Genomic DNA, 17,945 nt, shown 5'->3' with positions numbered 1-17,945 from the left:
CGGCCGAAGCGCGCTTGCACGCCGCGACCGGGCATGCCTGTTGGTTATTTCTGCTTGATCTTCTGCAGTTCGGCGAAGAAGCCGCGCGTGATCGCCGGGTCGTACGTGGCGGCGAACTTGTCGGTGACGGGGCGCACCACGGCCTCCATGCGCTGCAACTCGGCGGGGCTTACGTCGTTGATCTTCATGCCCTTGGCCTTCACTTCCGCCATCGCCGAGGTGGTCGCCTGGCGGCTGAGCGCGCGCTGGTAAGCCTGCGCCTCTTTGAAGGCGGCCTGCAGGATCTGCCGTTCGCTGTCGGAGAGCTTGTCCCAGAAAGGCTTGCCGGCCAGCACGATCAGCGGGCTGTAGACGTGGTTGGTGTTGCTGGCGAACTTCTGCACCTCATAGAACTTCGAGGTGTCGATCAGCACGTAGGGGTTCTCCTGGCCGTCCACGGCCCGCGATTCGAGCGCGCCGTACAGCTCGCCGAAGGCCAGCGGCGTCGGGTTGGCGCCTAGGGCCTTGAAGGCTTCGATGAACACGGGGTTGGGGATCACCCGCAGCTTGAGCCCTGAGAAATCCTCTGGCTTCTGGATGGGCCGTGCGCTGTTGGTGACGTTGCGAAAACCGTTCTCCCAGTACCCCAGGCCGATGAGGCCCTTGGCGGGCAACCGCTCCAGCAGCGCGGCACCGGCCGGTCCGTCGAGCAGCGCTTCGGCCTGTGCCGTCGTGGAGACAAGGAAGGGGAAGTCCAGCAGGCCGAATTCCTTGATCACGGGCGCGAGCGAAGTGGTGGTAGGAATGAAGAGCTCCTGCGTGCCGCCGCGCAGCGCGCCCAGCTGCTGGGCTTCGTTGCCCAGCTGCGAGGCGGGGAATTCCTTGATCTTCAGGCGGCCACCGCTCTTTTCGGCCACCAGTTCGGCGAACTTGCGTGCGGCTTGCGAGATGGGAGCATCGGGCTGGGCCTGGTGGCCCACGCGGATCGTGCGGTCGGCAAAGGCCTGGGCGGCCGCGTGCAGCGACACGCCCGAGACGAGCAGGGCTACGGCGAGGCGGCGCAGCGAAGCGATTTTTTTCAAGACAGTCTCCTTCATTGTTCTGATGGTTCAGCAGCTGAGGGCCGGCATCCGCGTGTGCGAATGCGCCCACCGCCGGACAGTTGCGCCGGCCCGTGGGGGGCCGTGCCGTGACGGCCGATATTTGCGCAAGTCAAGTCTAGTGGCCGCAATTTGCGAAATGAACTGAAAGCTGGGGATATGGATATAGCCGCAGGCAATACCAAAAACACACTTGTGGCAGTCGTGCAGGCGCCGGTGCCCGGTGGTGCGCGCGGGTTACCGAGCCATTGCGCAGGCGTAGGGGTCGGCACAGCGGAGCGCGCCATGGAGCCCCCTCGCAAGGCGGTTTTGGCTGGCCGGTTGTGCGAAATTTCAAGCCATATCGGCCCGTAGCGCTTGTTCCATATGCGCCAAACGCTATCAATATAAGAGTATTCGAGTTGTGTCCCCGCCCACGCCGTCCTGCAGGACGTCTTTGGCTGCGAGCAGGGGCGCGGCCCGCAGCAGGCCATCGTCGAGCGATGTGATCGCCAGGGGCGACGCGCTGGTGCTCATGCCCACGGGCGGCGGCAAATCGCGGTGCTACCGGTGCTGGCCATCGTGCGCCCGCAGCAGGGGCGCGGCGGTGAACGGGAAATTACATGCACTACACGTGCCAGCGCACAATAAGCCCCTTCGCCCGCCAGCAGCCCTGCCGCGAAAATTTAAGTTAAATTGGCCTCTAGCGCTTGATAGAAAAGCGCTACCAGCTATCAATTTCAGAGTATCCGTTTGTCCTCTCGCCTGTCACCCGCGCTGTCCCCTGCCCATTCGGTTTTGCAGGGCGTTTTTGGCTACGAGCAGTTTCGCGGCCCGCAGCAGGACATCGTCGAGCATGTGATCGCAGGCGGCGATGCGCTGGTGCTCATGCCCACGGGCGGCGGCAAGAGCCTGTGCTACCAGGTGCCGGCCATCGTGCGCCAGCAGCAGGGGCGCGGGGTGACCATCGTGGTCTCCCCGCTGATCGCGCTGATGCACGACCAGGTGGGGGCGCTGCACGAGGCGGGGGTTTCGGCCGCGTTTCTCAACTCCACACTGAGTTTTGACGAGGCGCAGGAGGTGGAGCTGCGCCTGCAGACGGGCGACATCACGCTGCTGTATGCCGCGCCCGAGCGGCTGAACACGCCGCGCTTTCTGGGGCTGCTCGACAGCCTGTACGAAGGTGGGCACCTGTCGCTGTTTGCGATTGACGAGGCGCATTGCGTGAGCCAGTGGGGCCACGACTTTCGCCCCGAATACCGGGCGCTCACGGTGCTGCACCAGCGCTATGCGGGCGTGCCGCGCATTGCGCTCACAGCCACGGCCGATGCGCTGACGCGGGCCGACATCGTGGAGCGGCTGCAACTGGAAGGTGCGCAGCACTTTGTGAGCAGCTTCGACCGGCCCAATATCCGCTACACGATTGTCGAGAAGAAGGACGCCACCACGCAGCTGCTGCGCTTCATCGAGCGCGAACATGCGGGCGAGGCGGGGGTGGTGTATTGCCAGTCGCGCAAGCGCGTGGAGGAGCTGGCCGCCACGCTGAGCAACGCGGGCATCACCGCCCTGCCCTACCACGCGGGGCTGGACACCAAGGTGCGCCAGCGCCACCAAGACCGCTTTCTGCGCGAGGAAGGCATCGTGATGGTGGCCACCATCGCGTTCGGCATGGGCATCGACAAGCCCGACGTGCGCTTTGTGGCGCATGTGGACATGCCCAAGAACATCGAGGGCTACTACCAGGAGACGGGCCGCGCGGGCCGCGATGGCCTGAACGCCGATGCCTGGATGGCCTATGGGCTGCAGGACGTGGTGAACCAGCGCCGCATGATCGACGAGAGCCCCGCGGGCGAGGAGTTCAAGCAGGTGATGCGCGGCAAGCTCGATGCGCTGCTGGCGCTGGCCGAGGCCACCGACTGCCGGCGTGTGCGGCTGCTGGGCTACTTTGGCGAGCAGTCCACGCCCTGCGGCAATTGCGACAACTGCCTGAACCCGCCCGCTGTGTGGGATGCGACCGATGCGGCGCGCAAGCTGCTGTCCACCATTTACCGCGTTAACCAGGCCAGCGGCATCAGCTTTGGCACCGGGCACATCATGGATGTGCTGCGGGGCAAGAAGACCGAGAAAGTGGCGCAGTTCGGGCACGAAAAAGTCTCCACCTTCGGCATTGGCGCCGACCTGACCGAGCCGCAGCTGCGCGGCGTGCTGCGCCAGCTGATCGCCACCGGTGCCGTGGGCCTGCAAAAGGTGATGCTGGACAGCGGCCACAGCTTTGACACCCTGTGCCTCACCGAGGGCTCGCGTGCGGTGCTCAAGGGCGAGGTACCGGTGCAGCTGCGCGAATCGGTGTCGTCCGCCTCCTCCAAACGCACGCGCCGCAGCACGGCACCGCCCGCCGCTGCCGCCAACCTGGGGCCCGATGCGCAGGCGCGCTTCATCAACCTCAAGGCCTGGCGCGCCGAGGTGGCGCGCGAGCACAACCTGCCGGCCTATGTGATCTTTCACGACGCCACGCTGGCGGCGATTGCCGAACGCCACCCGGCCACGCTGGAAGGCCTGCAGGGCATCAGCGGCATGGGTGCGAAGAAGCTGGAGGCGTATGGGGCCGAGGTGCTGCGGGTCTGCGGGCAGTAAGGGGCTGAACCCCACGGCCGCCGCGCATGCAGCGGCCATGGCGGGCTACCTCATAACCCCCCTCCAGCACCCCTGAAAACAACAACGGCGCCCCAAGGCGCCGCCGTTGTTGATTGGCAAAAAATCAGGCCGTTTTGCGGCGGCGGGCTGCCGCCAGGCCCACCAGGGACAGGCCGATCAATGCCAGGGAGCCAGGCTCTGGCACGTTGTTGGGCGGCTCCCGCAACACCAGCGATGTCGTGATGAGCAGATTGGACTGGGTGGTGTGCCGCTCGGCAAAAAAGAAATCAAAGCTGTAGTCGCCCGAGCCCTTGCCGGCCATCAGCGTGTCCAGGTTCACGGTTTGACTTTGCGCACCATGCACGCCGCCCAGATCAATGCCCAGCTGCTTGTCGAAAAACACCCAGACATCGTCGTCGCCCGTGAACGAGAAGGTCTGGCCAGCGCCCTGGACATAGCTGAAGGTCGAGGCGATGGCATACGTGAAGTGGTAGTTGTGCGCCCTGCCCTGGTTGCCCAGCAAGGCGCCATCGATGGGGTAGAAGTTGGTGTTGGTGTACTGGTAGATGCCACTGCCCGCAGAGGTCTCGTTCAGCGTGAGGGAATACGCCATGCTGTTGGCGGTGTTGGTGTACCAGTTGCTGAAGGCGCCCGCACCGCTGTTGCTGATGACGCTGCTACCCAGGGCCGTCAGCGTGGGGGATGCGCCGCTCAGGGTGGAATTGACATAACCGGGGCCCGCACCGCCAGCGCCTTCAAAGTTGATGCCATCCGCGTTGAAGTCACGCACCGTGCCGGTCAGCGTGATCGCGCCGGCGAATGCCGTCACGCAGGAGAAGGTGGCAAACATGGCGGCAAGGTAGCGTTTCATGGGGAAATCTCGTTGGAATGCTGTGTGCTGCAACCAATGCAGTTTCTGTGCCATCCACGCAGGCCTTTGATTTCATTGAGTTTATTTATTGTCGCCCGCCTATTTGTAAGATTTTTCGACGCCACGATGGAGTGCGCTGGCGGCGCCAGGCGTCGGGCATCAGCGCGCCGCAGGTTCGTGGGCCGCTGTAGCCGCCGGCAAGAACACAACGCCTTCCTCCGTCACCCCCGTCGCACAGCAAACGATGCAAACCGCTCACCCAGCCGCGCGGTCTGCTGCGCCGTCAACCCCCAGGCCGCTGCCCCCGGCGCGCGGCATTCCTGCAGCGCCCAATGCGCCACGCCTTCACTGGCCAGGGTGTCGGCCAGCTCCAGCAATGCCTCCACGCCAAACAGCCCTGCGTGCCACGTGGTGCGGCACTCGCAGGCCACGCCGCTGGCCAGCAGCAGGCGCAAGGCATCAAGCGTTCTGGCGCCACTGCCAGGGGTGCGGGTGATGGCGTCGAAGGCACCGCTGGCGTTCAGCGGCCCCTTGATGTCAAGCCCCACCCAGTCGAGCAGCGGCAGCAAGGACGCGAGGCGCTCGGGGTACATGCCGCCCGTGTGCAGCGCGGTTTGAAAGCCCATGGCACGCACCTCGGCCAGCGCGGCGGGCAATGCGGCCTGCAGGGTCGGCTCGCCCCCGGAAAAAACCACGCCATCGAGCAAGCCCCGGCGGGTGTCCAGAAACGCCCGCACCTGCGGCCACGGCACGGCCGCGGGCGCCGTGGCGTCGAGCAGTTCGGGGTTGTGGCAATAACCGCAGCGCCAGGGGCAGCCCTGGCAATACACCACCGCCGCGAGCCGGCCGGGGAAGTCGATGGTGGTGAGGGGCGTGAGGCCGCCCACGCGCAAGGCCGGCCCGCCATTGGCCGCGAGCGGCACGGGGATGCCGGTCGCGCTGCCTGGCAGGCGGTGGGTTTGCGGCTCAGCGGCCACAGGCCGATTCAGCGAAAAACTGGCGCTCCTGGTGCTCGCCCTGCTTGCCCACGTTGAAGCTGGCAACGGGGCGATGGTAGCCCATGACGCGGGTCCAGACCTCGCAGGGCTGGCGCTCGGCGTCGGTGAGCTGGATGTCAGCGATGGCGGCGTGTTCGGTGGAAGAAAAGTGGTTCATGGGTAGGTGCTCCTGGGGGTTGAAAAAGAGCGTGCCGCAGTGGATGCTGCGCCGCCCCGGGGCAACGGTGCAAGGGCGGCACCTGGGTCCGCCTCGCTCCGCTGATGAACTATCAAATAAATAGCTGCTCGCGCTTTATGGAAAAGCGCTAGCGGCCTATTTGACTTGAATACTGGCAGCCAACATGCGGTTCAAGCAGCCAGCGCCGCGCGCTTGGCGGCCAGCCGCTCTTCGTCGCAGGTCGGGCAGAACTTGTGCTCGCCCGCCAGGTAGCCATGCGTGGGGCAGATCGAGAACGTGGGCGTGATGGTGATGTAGGGCAGGCGAAAGCGCGTGAGCGAGCGCTTGACCAGGTCGCGGCAGGCGGCGCCGCTCGATAGCCGCTCGCCCATGTACAGGTGCAGCACGGTGCCGCCGGTGTACTTGGACTGCAGCTGCTCCTGGCGCGCCAGGGCCTCGAACGGGTCGTCGGTGAAGCCCACGGGCAGCTGCGAGGAATTGGTGTAGTACGGCCGATCTTCGGTGCCCGCCTGCACGATGGCGGGCCAGCGCTTCTTGTCTTCCTTGGCGAAGCGGTAGGTGGTGCCCTCGGCGGGCGTGGCCTCCAGGTTGTAGAGGTGGCCGGTTTCTTCCTGGAACTGCGCCATGCGCTCGCGCACATGGTCGAGCAGGCGCACGGCCAGCGCATGGCCAAAGTCGCTGGTGATGTCGTGCGCGTCGCCGGTGAAGTTGCGCACCATCTCGTTGATGCCGTTCACACCCAGCGTGCTGAAGTGGTTGCGCAGCGTGCCCAGATACCGCTTGGTGTAGGGGAACAGGCCCTGGTCCATGAGCCGCTGGATGAGCTTGCGCTTGGTCTCCAGGCTTTGCTTGCCCAGCTCCATGAGGCGGTCGAGCGCTTTGAACAGCCCAGCCTCATCGCCCGCATGCAAATACCCCAAGCGCGCGCAGTTGATGGTGACCACGCCCAGGCTGCCCGTCTGCTCGGCGCTGCCGAACAGGCCATTGCCGCGCTTGAGCAGTTCACGCAAATCCAGCTGCAGGCGGCAGCACATGGAGCGCACCATGTTCGGCTCCAGCTCGGAGTTGATGAAGTTCTGGAAATACGGCAGGCCGTACTTGGCCGTCATGTCGAACAGCCGCTGCGCGTTCTCGCTCTCCCACGGGAAGTCCTTGGTGATGTTGTACGTGGGGATGGGGAAGGTGAACACGCGGCCCTTGGCGTCGCCCGTGGTCATGACGTCGATGTAGGCGCGGTTGATGAGGTCCATCTCGGCCTGCAGCTCGCCGTAGCAGAACGGCATCTCCTGGCCCGCAATCACCGGCACCTGCTCGCGCAGGTCGTCGGGGCAGACCCAGTCGAAGGTGAGGTTGGTGAACGGCGTTTGCGTGCCCCAACGCGAGGGCACGTTGAGGTTGTAGACCAGCTCCTGGATGCACTGGCGCACGGCGGCGTAGTCCATGGCATCGGCGCGCACATAGGGCGCCATGTAGGTGTCGAACGACGAGAACGCCTGCGCGCCCGCCCACTCGTTTTGCAGCGTGCCCAGGAAGTTGACGATCTGCCCCACGGCGGACGACATGTGCTTGGGCGGCCCGGCTTCGACCTTGCCCGGTACGCCGTTGAGCCCCTCATTGAGCAGCGTGCGCAGCGACCAGCCCGCGCAGTAGCCGCTGAGCATGTCGAGGTCATGGATGTGGATGTCGCCGCTGCGGTGCGCCGCGCCGATCTCGGGCGTGTAGACATGCGAGAGCCAGTAGTTGGCCGTGACCTTGCCCGCCACGTTGAGGATCAGGCCACCCAGAGAATAGCCCTGGTTGGCGTTGGCGTTCACGCGCCAGTCGGCCCGCGTGAGGTATTCGTTGATGGAGCTTTCGACATCCACCAGCGTCTGCCTGTCGGCGCGCAAGGTGGCGTGCTGCTCGCGGTAGACGATGTAGGCGCGCGCCGTGGCCAGGTGGTTGGCGGCGATGAGCGTCTGCTCGGCCACGTCCTGGATCTGCTCCACCGTGGGCGCTTCGCCATGGAAGCGGTGGATCAGCACCTTGGTGACCTGTGCGGTGAGCAGTGCAGCCTCTTCGGCGCCATATTCGCCCGCAGCCTGCCCGGCGCTGGCGAGTGCGGCACGGATGCGTTCGGCGTCAAAAGGAACGCGCTGCCCGCTGCGCAAAACGACTTCACCGGGCAAGGTGACAAGGGTGGACGCCATGGGTTATCACAATCCGTCAAGGGGGTTAAAACACTACCTATGGTGTGTACGATACCCATCAAACACTACCTGTAGTTTGATAAAGCACAAACTGCGGACAGGGCCAGATCGCTGGAATGCGCGTTCTGCCGCTGCAGCGCCTTCGCGTGATGCACCTTGAACAACCCCTTCTGCAAGCTTGGCCAGGGGCGCATGGCGGAGTGACGCCGACACGGGCACTGGTACATACTGCCGCCTTGACACCCCCTGCGGATGCCCTCGCCTCCACGCACCCTGACCTTCACCTACGACATGACCCCCATGCACCGCCCCCGCACCACGGCCGCCATCGCCGCCGTGATGGGCCGTGGCCCACGGCAGGAAGGAGGCAGGCGCGCCCTGCCAGCGCTGCCGCAACGACTGTGCGTTGGCCTGTTGGCCCTGGTGCTCGCAGGTTGCGCCGCACACAGCCCCGACCTGCCCGCGCAGCGGGCGCCCGACGACAGTGCCAGCGCCCGCTACGGCGCCGACCTGGACTATTGCAGGCAGCACGCCGCCCAGGTGGGCGTAGTGGCTGAAACGCTGGACGGCCTGGTACAGGGCGCGCTGGTGACGGCTGCGCTGGTGTGGGGCCTGGGCTACGGGCACGACACGGTGCGCGACTGGGCGGCCGTGGGCGGCGTGCTGGGTGCAACGCAGGGGCTGCAGGCGCTGGAGCGGCGCCGGCAAACCGAGGCCGCCTGCATGGCGACCCGGGGGCATGGCCCGGTGGCGGCCGCGCCCCAACCGGCGCCACCGCGCCCCGCGCCCGCGCTGGCACTGCCCCGCCAGATTGGCACCGACGCCTTCAGCGCCGAGCGCCTGGCGCGCAGCCAGTCGTGCAGCGAACAGCCGCTGGCATCGCTGGCGGCCAAGGGCCCGGGGTTCGAGACCTACAGTGTGGCCTGCACCAACGGCGATGCGCTGGCGATCCGCTGCGAGTTCGGCAATTGCAGGGTGTTGCGCTGAAGTGCGTGGTGCGCGGCCCACGAGTTCTCACAATATTTCGCACACCCCCCGCACACCCCCGTGCACCTTGCCTGGCCATTTTTTCCCGGACATCATGGTGGCCGCCCGAAGGTAGACGAAAGAGGCCCACACCATGACCGCCTGGAGCACGCACGAGGTTTTCAACCAGTTCGACGAACTGGCCGATTTCAACCTGCTCGGCACCGATGCCGCCCTGGGCGAAGCCCTGGAGCGTGCGGGCGCGCTCTGGGCGCGGCCGCAGCTATCGGCCTACGGCCAGCAGCTGGGCGCGCAGGAAACTTGGCGCCTGGCCGAGGAGGCGAACCGCCACACGCCCACGCTGCACGGTTTTGACCCACGCGGGCGGCGCATCGACAGCGTGGAGTTCCACCCAAGCTGGCACGCGCTCATGGCCTTGTACCGCGGGCAGGGCCTGGTCGCACAGCCGTTTCGCGACGCACAGCCCGGCCGCTGGGCCGCCTGGGCGGCGGGTTTTTATCTGCATGGCCAGGTGGAGCAGGGCACGCTGTGCCCGGCCACCATGACCACGGCGAGCATTCCGGTGCTGCAGAAAGAGCCCGCGCTGTGGGCGCAGCTGCAGGCCCCGCTGTTCAGCAACGACTACGACGCGCGCGATGTGCCGCTGGCGCAGAAACACGCGATCTGGCTGGGCATGGGCATGACCGAAAGGCAGGGCGGCTCGGATGTGCGCGCCAACACCACGCTGGCCACGCCCTTGCGTTCGGGTCCCGGTGCAGGCGGGCGCGGTGGCGAATACCTGCTGCGTGGCCACAAATGGTTTTTCTCGGCGCCCATATGCGACGCGCACCTGGTGGTGGCGCGCACGGCCGAGGGCGGCCACGCCTGCTTCTTCGTGCCGCGCTGGCGGCCCGACGGCAGCAAGAACGCGGTGATCGTGCAGCGCCTCAAGGACAAGGTGGGCAACCGCAGCAATGCGAGCAGCGAGGTCGAGTTCGAGGATGCCTGGGGCATCCTGATGGGCGAGGAAGGACGCGGCATCCCCACCATCATCGAGATGGCCACCACCACCCGGCTGAACTGCGTGCTGGGCAGCGCCGCCATCCTGCGCCAGGCCACCGTGCAGGCGCTGGCCTATGCCCGCCAGCGCCAGGCCTTTGGCAGGCCCTTGGCCGAGCAGCCACTGATGCGCGCGGTGCTGGTCGACCTGGCGCTGGAAAGCGAGGCCGCGCTGGTGTTGGCCATGCGGCTGGCCGAGGCCTTCGAGCGTGACGACAGCCCCGTGCAGCGCGCCTGGAAGCGCGTGATGACGCCCGCCGCCAAGTTCTGGGTCTGCAAGCGCGCGGTGGAGCTGACCGGTGAGGCCATGGAAGTGTTTGGCGGCAACGGCTATGTGGACAGCAGCGTGATGGCCCGCCTGTTCCGCGAGGCGCCGGTCAACTCCATCTGGGAGGGCTCGGGCAACGTGATGTGCCTGGATGTGCTGCGCGCCATTGGCCGCGCGCCCGAGGCCGCCATGGCCTTGCTGGCCGAACTGGCGGACACCGCTGCGGGCGAGCCGCTGTTGCAGGCCGAGCTGCAGGCACTGCGCAACCTGCTGGCCACGTCGCGCGAACAGCTCGAAGCCCTGGGCCGCGTGCTGGTGCAGCGCCTGGTGCTGGTGGCCCAGGCCTGCCTGCTGCGCCGCCATGCGCCGACAGCGGTGGCCGATGGTTTCATGGCCACGCGGCTGGGCAGCGCGGGCGCGGGCCGGGTGGTGGGGGCCATCGACACCCGGGCGGTGGACGTGGCCGCGGTACTGGCGCGCGCTTTTCCGGCCTGATGCCCCATGCCCCTCTGGCGCTTGCAGCGGCGCCAGCACAAGTGCTCCGGGATGAGCGTGGGAAAAATCGGCGGCAGACGCTTATGCACCAGCGCTGGCAGCCATGGATGAAATTTCGTCACTGCACCGCATGCAGCTCTTTCCCGGCGCGTGCTGCTGCCCCCACAATGGCGGCCATGCTTTCCATTCAAGACATTCGCGATGCAGCCACCCGGCTGCAGGGCCAGGTGCTCGACACGCCGTGCGTTGAGTCGCGCACGCTGTCGGACATCGTCGGCGCCCAGGTTTTCCTGAAGTTCGAGAACCTGCAGTTCACCGCCTCCTTCAAGGAGCGCGGCGCCTGCAACAAGCTCACGCTGCTCACACCGGCCGAGCGCGCGCGCGGCGTGGTGGCCATGAGCGCGGGCAACCATGCGCAGGGCGTGGCCTACCACGCGCAGCGCATGGGCCTGCGCGCCGTGATCGTCATGCCGCGCTTCACGCCCGGCGTGAAGGTGGAGCGCACGCGCGGCTTTGGCGCCGAGGTGGTGCTGCACGGCGACACGCTGGAAGAGGCGCGCGCCCATGCCTACCATCTTGCCGACGCCGAGGGGCTGGTGTTCGTCCACCCCTACGATGACGAAGCGGTGGCTGCGGGCCAGGGCACGCTCGCGCTGGAGATGCTGCAGGCCGTGCCCGATCTCGACACCCTGGTCATCGCCGTGGGTGGCGGCGGGCTGATCGCCGGCGTGGCCACCGCCGCCAAGGCGCTGCGCCCGGACATCGAGATCATCGGCGTGCAGACCGCGCGCTTTCCGGCCATGGTCAATGCCATCAAGGGCACGCACCACCCGCAGGGCACCTCCACCATCGCCGAGGGCATTGCCGTGGGCACGCCCGGCACCCTCACCCAGGAAGTGGTCAAACGCCTGGTGGACGACCTGGTGCTGGTGGATGAGGGCGACATCGAGCAGGCCGTGCTGATGCTGCTGGAAATCGAGAAAACCCTGGTGGAAGGTGCGGGCGCCGCCGGCCTGGCCGCGCTGCTGCGCCACCCCGAGCGCTTTGCCGGCAAGAAGGTGGGGCTGGTGCTGTGCGGCGGCAACATCGACCCGCTGCTGCTGGCCGCCATCATCGAGCGTGGCATGGTGCGCTCTGGAAGGCTGGCGCGCATCAAGGTCAGTGCGCGCGACATTCCAGGCGTGCTGGCACGCATCACCGCCACCGTGGCGGACGCGGGCGCCAACATCGAGGAGGTGCACCACCAGCGGGCCTTCACCATGCTGGCTGCGCAGAACGTGGAGATCGAGCTGGTGCTGCAGACCCGCGGCCAGCCCCATGTGGCCCAGGTGCTGGAGGCGTTGCGCGCGGCCGGCATGGAAGCCGCGCTGATGTAATGACGCCGTGGGCGTCGCGATCTTCGGTGCTGCAGCTAGAATTGCAGCAGTTCTACGCCCTTTGGAGTTCTTGCCATGTCTGACCACAACACCTCGCACGCCCCCGAAGCGCACTCGGCCGATGCCGTGGAAAACGTTGTCCCGCTGATTCCCGTGGTGTTGCCCGTCGTGGGCGCCATCATGATTTTCCTGCTGGCCTTCATTGCCGTGAACATGGCCTGAGGCGCACGCCGCGTTCGCCACGAACCCCGCAGCGCGGGGTTTTTTTACGCCCACCCTTGCCGAAAGATGCCGCCCATGCGATCCGGACACGCCCTCGTACTTTTCTCTGGCGGACAGGACTCCACCACCTGCCTGGCCTGGGCACTGGAGCATTTCGCCCATGTCGAAACCATCGGCTTCGACTACGGCCAGCGCCACCAGGTGGAGCTGCAGGCGCGCCACGCGGTGCTGGCCGCCCTGCGCGCAGGTTTTCCGCAGTGGCGCGAACGGCTGGGCGAAGACCACATGATCGATCTGTCCGTGCTGGGCCAGATCAGCGACACGGCCCTGACGCGCGAGACGGAAATCGTGATGGACGCCGCTGGCCTGCCCAATACCTTCGTGCCGGGGCGCAACCTGCTGTTCTTCCAGCTCGCCGCCGCCGTGGGCTACCGGCGCGGGCTGCACACGCTGGTGGGCGGCATGTGCGAGACCGATTTCTCGGGCTACCCGGATTGCCGCGATGACACACTGAAGGCCCTGCAGGTGGCCGTGTCGCTGGGCATGGGACAGCGCTTCACCTTCGAGACGCCGCTGATGTGGCTGGACAAGGCCGAGACCTGGCAACTGGCCCGCACCCTGGGCGGGCGGGCGCTGGTGGATATCGTCCTGGAGCAATCCCACACCTGCTACCACGGTGTGCGCGACACGCGCCACGCCTGGGGCTACGGCTGCGGCACCTGCCCGGCCTGCGCCCTGCGCAAGGCCGGGTATGAGCGCTGGCAGGCCTCGCAGGCCTGAACTCGCGGCCATCCTAGCCATATTCATGCATAACCCTATGCTTTTTTTGCATAATTTTGGCCCGAGTCTGACAGACAAACTGGCGGCAGGTTCATAAAATCGTCATCCCAGCCGACCCGCGGATTCCGTGGCATAGCCTCCACTCCGTGGGGATTCGCCATGCACCCGCCCGCCGACTGAGCACCTCAGCCGTTTTTTCAAAGGCAGCGCTCAGCATCCGCAACTGCGCCAGGCCTCGCCGCGATCCACCAGGTCCGCTTCCTTTGAAAAAACTGTTTTTCAACTTAGGAAGCTCCCCGATGAACGCACCCACGATGCAGGGCCTGAATCTCAACGCCCCCGCTTACGTCAAGAACGCCCGCCTGCTGGCCTGGGTGGCCGACATGGCCGCCCTGTGCAAGCCCGAGTCCATCTACTGGTGCGACGGCTCCAAGGAAGAGTACGACCGCCTGTGCCAGCAGCTGGTCGATGCCGGCACCTTCAAGAAGCTCAACCCGGCCAAGCGCCCCGGCAGCTTCCTGGCCTGCTCCGACCCGTCGGACGTGGCCCGCGTGGAAGACCGCACCTACATCTGCTCCGAGAAGAAGGAAGACGCCGGCCCGACCAACAACTGGATGGCCCCGGCCGAGATGCGCACCACGCTGCAGCCGCTGTTCGACGGCTGCATGAAGGGCCGCACCATGTACGTGGTGCCGTTCAGTATGGGCCCGCTGGGCAGCCACATCGCCCACATCGGCGTGGAACTGACCGACAGCGCCTACGTGGCCGTGAACCAGCGCCTGATGACCCGCATGGGCAAGGCCGTCCATGACGTGCTGGGTACCGACGGCGAGTTCGTGCCCTGCATGCACACCGTGGGCGCACCGCTGGCGGCTGGCGAGAAGGACACCACCTCCTGGCCCTGCAACCCCAAGGTCAAGTACATCGTCCACTACCCCGAAACGCGCGAGATCTGGTCCTATGGCTCGGGCTACGGCGGCAACGCGCTGCTGGGCAAGAAATGCCTGGCGCTGCGCATCGCCTCCACCATGGGCCGCGACCAGGGCTGGCTGGCCGAGCACATGCTGATCCTGGGCGTGACCAACCCCCAGGGCAAGAAGTACCACGTGGCCGCCGCCTTCCCCAGTGCCTGTGGCAAGACCAACTTCTCCATGCTGGTCCCCCCAGAGGCCGGTTTTGCGGGCTGGAAGGTCACCACCATCGGTGACGACATCGCCTGGATCAAGCCCCATGCCGATGGCAAGATGTACGCCATCAACCCCGAAGCCGGCTACTTCGGTGTGGCCCCCGGCACCAACATGCACACCAACCCGAACTGCATGCGCTCGCTGGACAAGGACGTGATCTTCACCAACGTGGCCCTGACCGACGACGGCGACGTGTGGTGGGAAGGCATGGAAAAGGACGGTGGCGGCATCCCCGCCCACCTGATCGACTGGCAGGGCAAGGACTGGACACCCGAAATCGCCAAGCAGACCGGCGCCAAGGCCGCTCACCCCAATTCGCGCTTCACCGTGGCCGCCACCAACAACCCGGCGCTCGACCCCCAGTGGGACGACGCCAATGGCGTGGCCATCGATGCCTTCATCTTCGGTGGCCGCCGCTCGACCACCGTGCCGCTGGTGACCGAGGCCCGCACCTGGATGGAAGGCGTGTACATGGCCGCCACCATGGGCTCCGAGACCACCGCAGCCGCCTTCGGTGCCCAGGGCGTGGTGCGCCGCGATCCGTTCGCCATGCTGCCCTTCTGCGGCTACAACATGAGCGACTACTTCCAGCACTGGCTCGACATGGAACACAAGCTGGAGGAATCGGGCCACACCCTGCCCAAGATCTTCTGCGTGAACTGGTTCCGCAAGGGTGAAGATGGCAAATTCGTCTGGCCCGGCTACGGCGAGAACATGCGCGTGCTCAAGTGGATGATCGACCGCATCGAAGGCCAGGCCGAGGGCCAGGACACGATGTTCGGCATTGCGCCGCAGTACACCGAGATCAACTGGACCGGCCTGGACTTCAACGCCCAGCAGTTCCAGACCGTGACCCACATCGACAAGGCCGCCTGGGTGGACGAACTCCAGCTGCACGATGCCCATTTCGAGCAACTGGCCTACCACCTGCCCAAGGAACTGCTGGAAACCCGCGCTGCCATCGCAAAGCGCCTCGCGGAAGTCTGACGCAAGCGCCGCACTGCGGAGGGAGCATCGCTCCCCCTGTAGCGCGAATGCCATGCACTCAAGCCGCCCGCCCCTTCCCAGGGCGAGGCGGCTTTTTCATGCGTGGGCTGCCGGGCCGGCTGCGAGCGCCCAACAAAAAAGCCGTGGACTGTGCCACGGCTTGGGATGTTGCGCCCAGCGGCCATGCCGGGGGCGCAGGGAGTCTGGGCAGTGCTCAGCAGTGCTTGCGCAAGTGCTGCTGGCTGGTGGCGGCGGCGCTCATGGCGCGGCTCAGGTCCGCCATCATGCGGGCATCCCGCAGGGCGGCATTCCAGGTGCGCTGGTCTTCGGCAGACTGGCGGCGGCTTTCCATCCAGGCCTTGTAGCCGGTGCGCAGCACTACCGAAGCGCGGCGGGCCGGCGTGGCAAGCAGGGCAATGGCAGCAAATGCCACCACCCACAGCACGATCCAGGCGGCCAGCAGATGGCCGTCGCCCCAGGTGTCGATCACCTGATTGGCCACCACGAGCAGCGCTGCCACCACCGCAGCCAGCAGCATGGAGGCGGCGCCGCGCGCGCCGTCAAAGCCTGCAACAACATTTTTCAACGCCACGATGGCATTCTCTGCCCGGGCCACGCCGAGGTGCTGTGTGGAGTAATCCACGTGTGCAAAACTGGTCATTTCAAGATCCCTTTCAAACGCTTTTGGCGAGATTGCCGGGCGATGGAAGGATATTAGGGTTTACCCTTTATTTATTCAAGTTTATATTGTGAATCCAATTCATTCATATTGTTGATATATGAATCACCTCTCGCCCGTCAACTTTCGTTCCCTCGATCTGAACCTGCTGCGCGTTTTCGACGAGGTGATGGCCGAGCGCAGCCTGACCCGGGCCGCGCACAAGCTATCGCTCACGCAACCGGCCGTCAGCAATGCCATGCGCCGCCTGCGCGATGTGCTTGGCGACGATCTGGTGGTGCGCAGCGGCCACGGGGTGGAGCCCACACCCCGCGCGCTGGCGCTGTGGCCCACGGTGCGCGAGGCCCTTGCGCAGTTGCAGGAATCACTGGCGCCCGGCCTGTTCGAGCCCGCCACGGCCACCTCCACCTTTGTGCTGGCCCTGTCCGACGCCACCGCCGCCACGCTGGTGCCCGGCCTGGTGGAGATCATGGAGCGCGAGGCACCCGGTATTTCGGTGCGGGTGGTGCCGCTCACCACGCGCGACCCCCGCCGCCTCCTCGAAGAAAAATCCGCCGACATGGCGGTGGGCTACTTTCCCGCCGTGCTGGCCGGCCTGACGGCGCGGGCACAGTCGGGGGGCGTGGTGGCCTTTGACAGCCGCCGCATCTACGACGGCGAATATGTGTGCGTGATGCGCCAGGGCCATCCGCTGGCCGTTGCGCCGCTGACGCTGGACCAGTTTTGCGCCGCGCGCCACATGCTGGTGAGCTTTTCCGGGCGCCCGTTTGGTTTCATCGATGAAGCCCTGGCGTCGCTGGGGCGCGAGCGGCGCGTGGTGCTCACCGTCAACCAGTTCTTCACTGCGGGGCGGGTGGTGGCCAGTTCCGACCTGCTCACCGTGCTGCCCCGCCACTTTGTGCCAGTGACCGGCATCGCCGAAGCGCTGGTGCTGCGCCCCCTGCCGCTGGATGTGCCGGCGGTGCATGTGGATGCGCTGTGGCACCGGCGCGGTCCGCAGCAAACGGCCATCAACTGGTTGCTGCAGGCACTGGCACGCGCCGCCCGGCGCACCTTTCCCCAACCGGCGGGCCGCCCCGCCATCGACTGACGGTCCATGAAGATACAGCTGTTGTCCGACCTGCACCTGGAGGCGCACCCCCATTTCGAACCCGAGCCCGCCGCGGCGGCGGATGTGCTGGTGTTGGCCGGCGACATTGGCTCGTACCAGCAGGGCGGACAGCTCACCGACCAGGCCTTCGGTCTGGAGCGTTTTTCTCCGTTGCCGCAATTCGCCGGCTGGCCCACACCCGTGCTGTTTGTGCCCGGAAACCATGAGTACGACGCGCAGGACTTCGACGCGGCCCATGCCCGGCTGCGCGCGGTCTGCGACCGGCTGGGCATCGCCTGGCTGGAACGCGAGACCCTGGTGCTCCATGGCGTGCGCTTTGTCGGCACCACGCTCTGGAGCGACTTCGATGCCCTGGCCGACCACGAAGGCAGCACCGACCTCGCGCGGCGCCTGAAGCAGCGCGACAAGGCCTTTCGCGCCGCCAACTTTTATCTGCGCAAGACCGGCGGGACACGCCACGGCGAGCCCTTTCTGGCAGAGCCCGTGCGTGCCCAGGCGCTGCAATGCCAGCAGTGGTTGCGCGCAGCACTGGCACAACCGCACACCGGGCCCACGGTGGCCGTCACCCATTTCGCGCCCAGCCTGCGCAGCGCTGACCCGCGCTATGGGCTGGTGCCCGGCACCGCCGGTTTCTGCAATGCCCTGGACGATCTGCTGCCCCTGGCCCGGCTGTGGCTGCATGGGCATCTGCATGCCCCCAGCGACTACACGGTGACGGGCACCGACGCACAGGGAGAGGCCTGGCAATGCCGCGTGGTGGCCAACCCGCTGGGTTATGCGCGCAAGGGGGAACAGGCCATGTTCCAGGCGCAGTGCTGTATTTCCGTATGATGGGCACAGGCTGACAAACTTTCCGTGCGTACGAGGAAACCTGACACAGCTCAAGA

15 protein-coding genes are annotated in these 17,945 nt (G+C 66.4%); 9 read left to right on the top strand and 6 right to left on the bottom strand.

All coding sequences use genetic code 11. From position 1 onward, the window contains the following. Positions 1-44: 44 nt before the first annotated feature. Positions 45-1,061, bottom strand: coding sequence for a TRAP transporter substrate-binding protein (locus tag BLW02_RS05315; RefSeq protein ID WP_092697414.1), 1,017 nt, complete (start codon positions 1,059-1,061; stop codon positions 45-47). Positions 1,062-1,835: 774 nt separating this feature from the next. On the opposite strand from BLW02_RS05315, the gene recQ reads away from it, so the two are divergent. Beyond that, positions 1,836-3,692: a DNA helicase RecQ gene (gene recQ / locus BLW02_RS05310; protein WP_092697413.1), complete on the top strand. Its 1,857-nt coding sequence runs from the start codon at positions 1,836-1,838 to the stop codon at positions 3,690-3,692. Between the two features lie 124 nt (positions 3,693-3,816). Here the strand turns inward: recQ and BLW02_RS05305 are convergent, their stop codons facing one another. The 4 genes from BLW02_RS05305 to BLW02_RS05290 all read right to left on the bottom strand — a co-directional run bounded on the left by BLW02_RS05305 (position 3,817) and on the right by BLW02_RS05290 (position 7,928). Next, complete coding sequence (locus BLW02_RS05305; RefSeq protein ID WP_159433768.1) at positions 3,817-4,563, bottom strand: fibro-slime domain-containing protein; 747 nt, start codon at positions 4,561-4,563, stop codon at positions 3,817-3,819. A gap of 221 nt (positions 4,564-4,784) precedes the next feature. After that, entirely contained in the window at positions 4,785-5,492 is a 708-nt protein-coding gene (locus BLW02_RS05300) for an anaerobic ribonucleoside-triphosphate reductase activating protein (RefSeq protein WP_425285645.1), read from the bottom strand. A gap of 37 nt (positions 5,493-5,529) precedes the next feature. Continuing rightward, positions 5,530-5,718 carry an anaerobic ribonucleoside-triphosphate reductase gene (gene nrdD, locus BLW02_RS05295; RefSeq protein ID WP_092697338.1) on the bottom strand — a complete coding sequence of 63 codons (189 nt, stop codon included), beginning with the start codon at positions 5,716-5,718 and terminating at the stop codon, positions 5,530-5,532. 191 nt (positions 5,719-5,909) lie between these two features. Beyond that, complete coding sequence (locus BLW02_RS05290) at positions 5,910-7,928, bottom strand: ribonucleoside triphosphate reductase (RefSeq protein WP_092697337.1); 2,019 nt, start codon at positions 7,926-7,928, stop codon at positions 5,910-5,912. Positions 7,929-8,180: 252 nt separating this feature from the next. Here BLW02_RS05290 and BLW02_RS05285 point away from each other — a divergent pair, with 252 nt between their 5' ends. From BLW02_RS05285 to BLW02_RS05265, 6 genes are all read left to right on the top strand, one after another. Further along, a complete protein-coding gene (locus BLW02_RS05285) occupies positions 8,181-8,915 on the top strand; it encodes a glycine zipper family protein (RefSeq protein WP_139285330.1) in 735 nt (244 codons plus the stop codon). Between the two features lie 133 nt (positions 8,916-9,048). After that, positions 9,049-10,716, top strand: a complete 1,668-nt coding sequence (locus BLW02_RS05280; protein WP_092697336.1) for an acyl-CoA dehydrogenase family protein — start codon at positions 9,049-9,051, stop codon at positions 10,714-10,716. 176 nt (positions 10,717-10,892) lie between these two features. Continuing rightward, positions 10,893-12,092, top strand: coding sequence for a threonine ammonia-lyase (locus BLW02_RS05275; protein WP_092697410.1), 1,200 nt, complete (start codon positions 10,893-10,895; stop codon positions 12,090-12,092). Between the two features lie 75 nt (positions 12,093-12,167). Next, complete coding sequence (locus tag BLW02_RS20005) at positions 12,168-12,314, top strand: hypothetical protein (protein WP_167544060.1); 147 nt, start codon at positions 12,168-12,170, stop codon at positions 12,312-12,314. A 75-nt stretch (positions 12,315-12,389) separates the two neighbouring features. Further along, entirely contained in the window at positions 12,390-13,094 is a 705-nt protein-coding gene (queC, locus tag BLW02_RS05270) for a 7-cyano-7-deazaguanine synthase QueC (protein ID WP_092697409.1), read from the top strand. 299 nt (positions 13,095-13,393) lie between these two features. Next, positions 13,394-15,268: a phosphoenolpyruvate carboxykinase (GTP) gene (locus BLW02_RS05265; protein ID WP_092697335.1), complete on the top strand. Its 1,875-nt coding sequence runs from the start codon at positions 13,394-13,396 to the stop codon at positions 15,266-15,268. A gap of 214 nt (positions 15,269-15,482) precedes the next feature. Here BLW02_RS05265 and BLW02_RS05260 read toward each other — a convergent pair whose 3' ends face one another. Further along, complete coding sequence (locus BLW02_RS05260; protein WP_092697334.1) at positions 15,483-15,929, bottom strand: hypothetical protein; 447 nt, start codon at positions 15,927-15,929, stop codon at positions 15,483-15,485. Between the two features lie 118 nt (positions 15,930-16,047). Between BLW02_RS05260 and BLW02_RS05255 the strand changes: the two genes are divergently transcribed. Beyond that, positions 16,048-17,037: a LysR family transcriptional regulator gene (locus tag BLW02_RS05255; RefSeq protein WP_092697333.1), complete on the top strand. Its 990-nt coding sequence runs from the start codon at positions 16,048-16,050 to the stop codon at positions 17,035-17,037. Positions 17,038-17,043: 6 nt separating this feature from the next. Further along, positions 17,044-17,889: a metallophosphoesterase gene (locus tag BLW02_RS05250; protein ID WP_092697332.1), complete on the top strand. Its 846-nt coding sequence runs from the start codon at positions 17,044-17,046 to the stop codon at positions 17,887-17,889. The last annotated feature ends 56 nt before the right edge of the window (positions 17,890-17,945 follow it).

This window comes from Acidovorax soli (assembly GCF_900107605.1).
In the GTDB taxonomy this organism is placed as follows: domain Bacteria; phylum Pseudomonadota; class Gammaproteobacteria; order Burkholderiales; family Burkholderiaceae_C; genus Acidovorax; species Acidovorax soli.
Note: the sequence above shows the minus strand (reverse complement) of the source record. Positions and strands in the feature narration are given on the sequence as shown.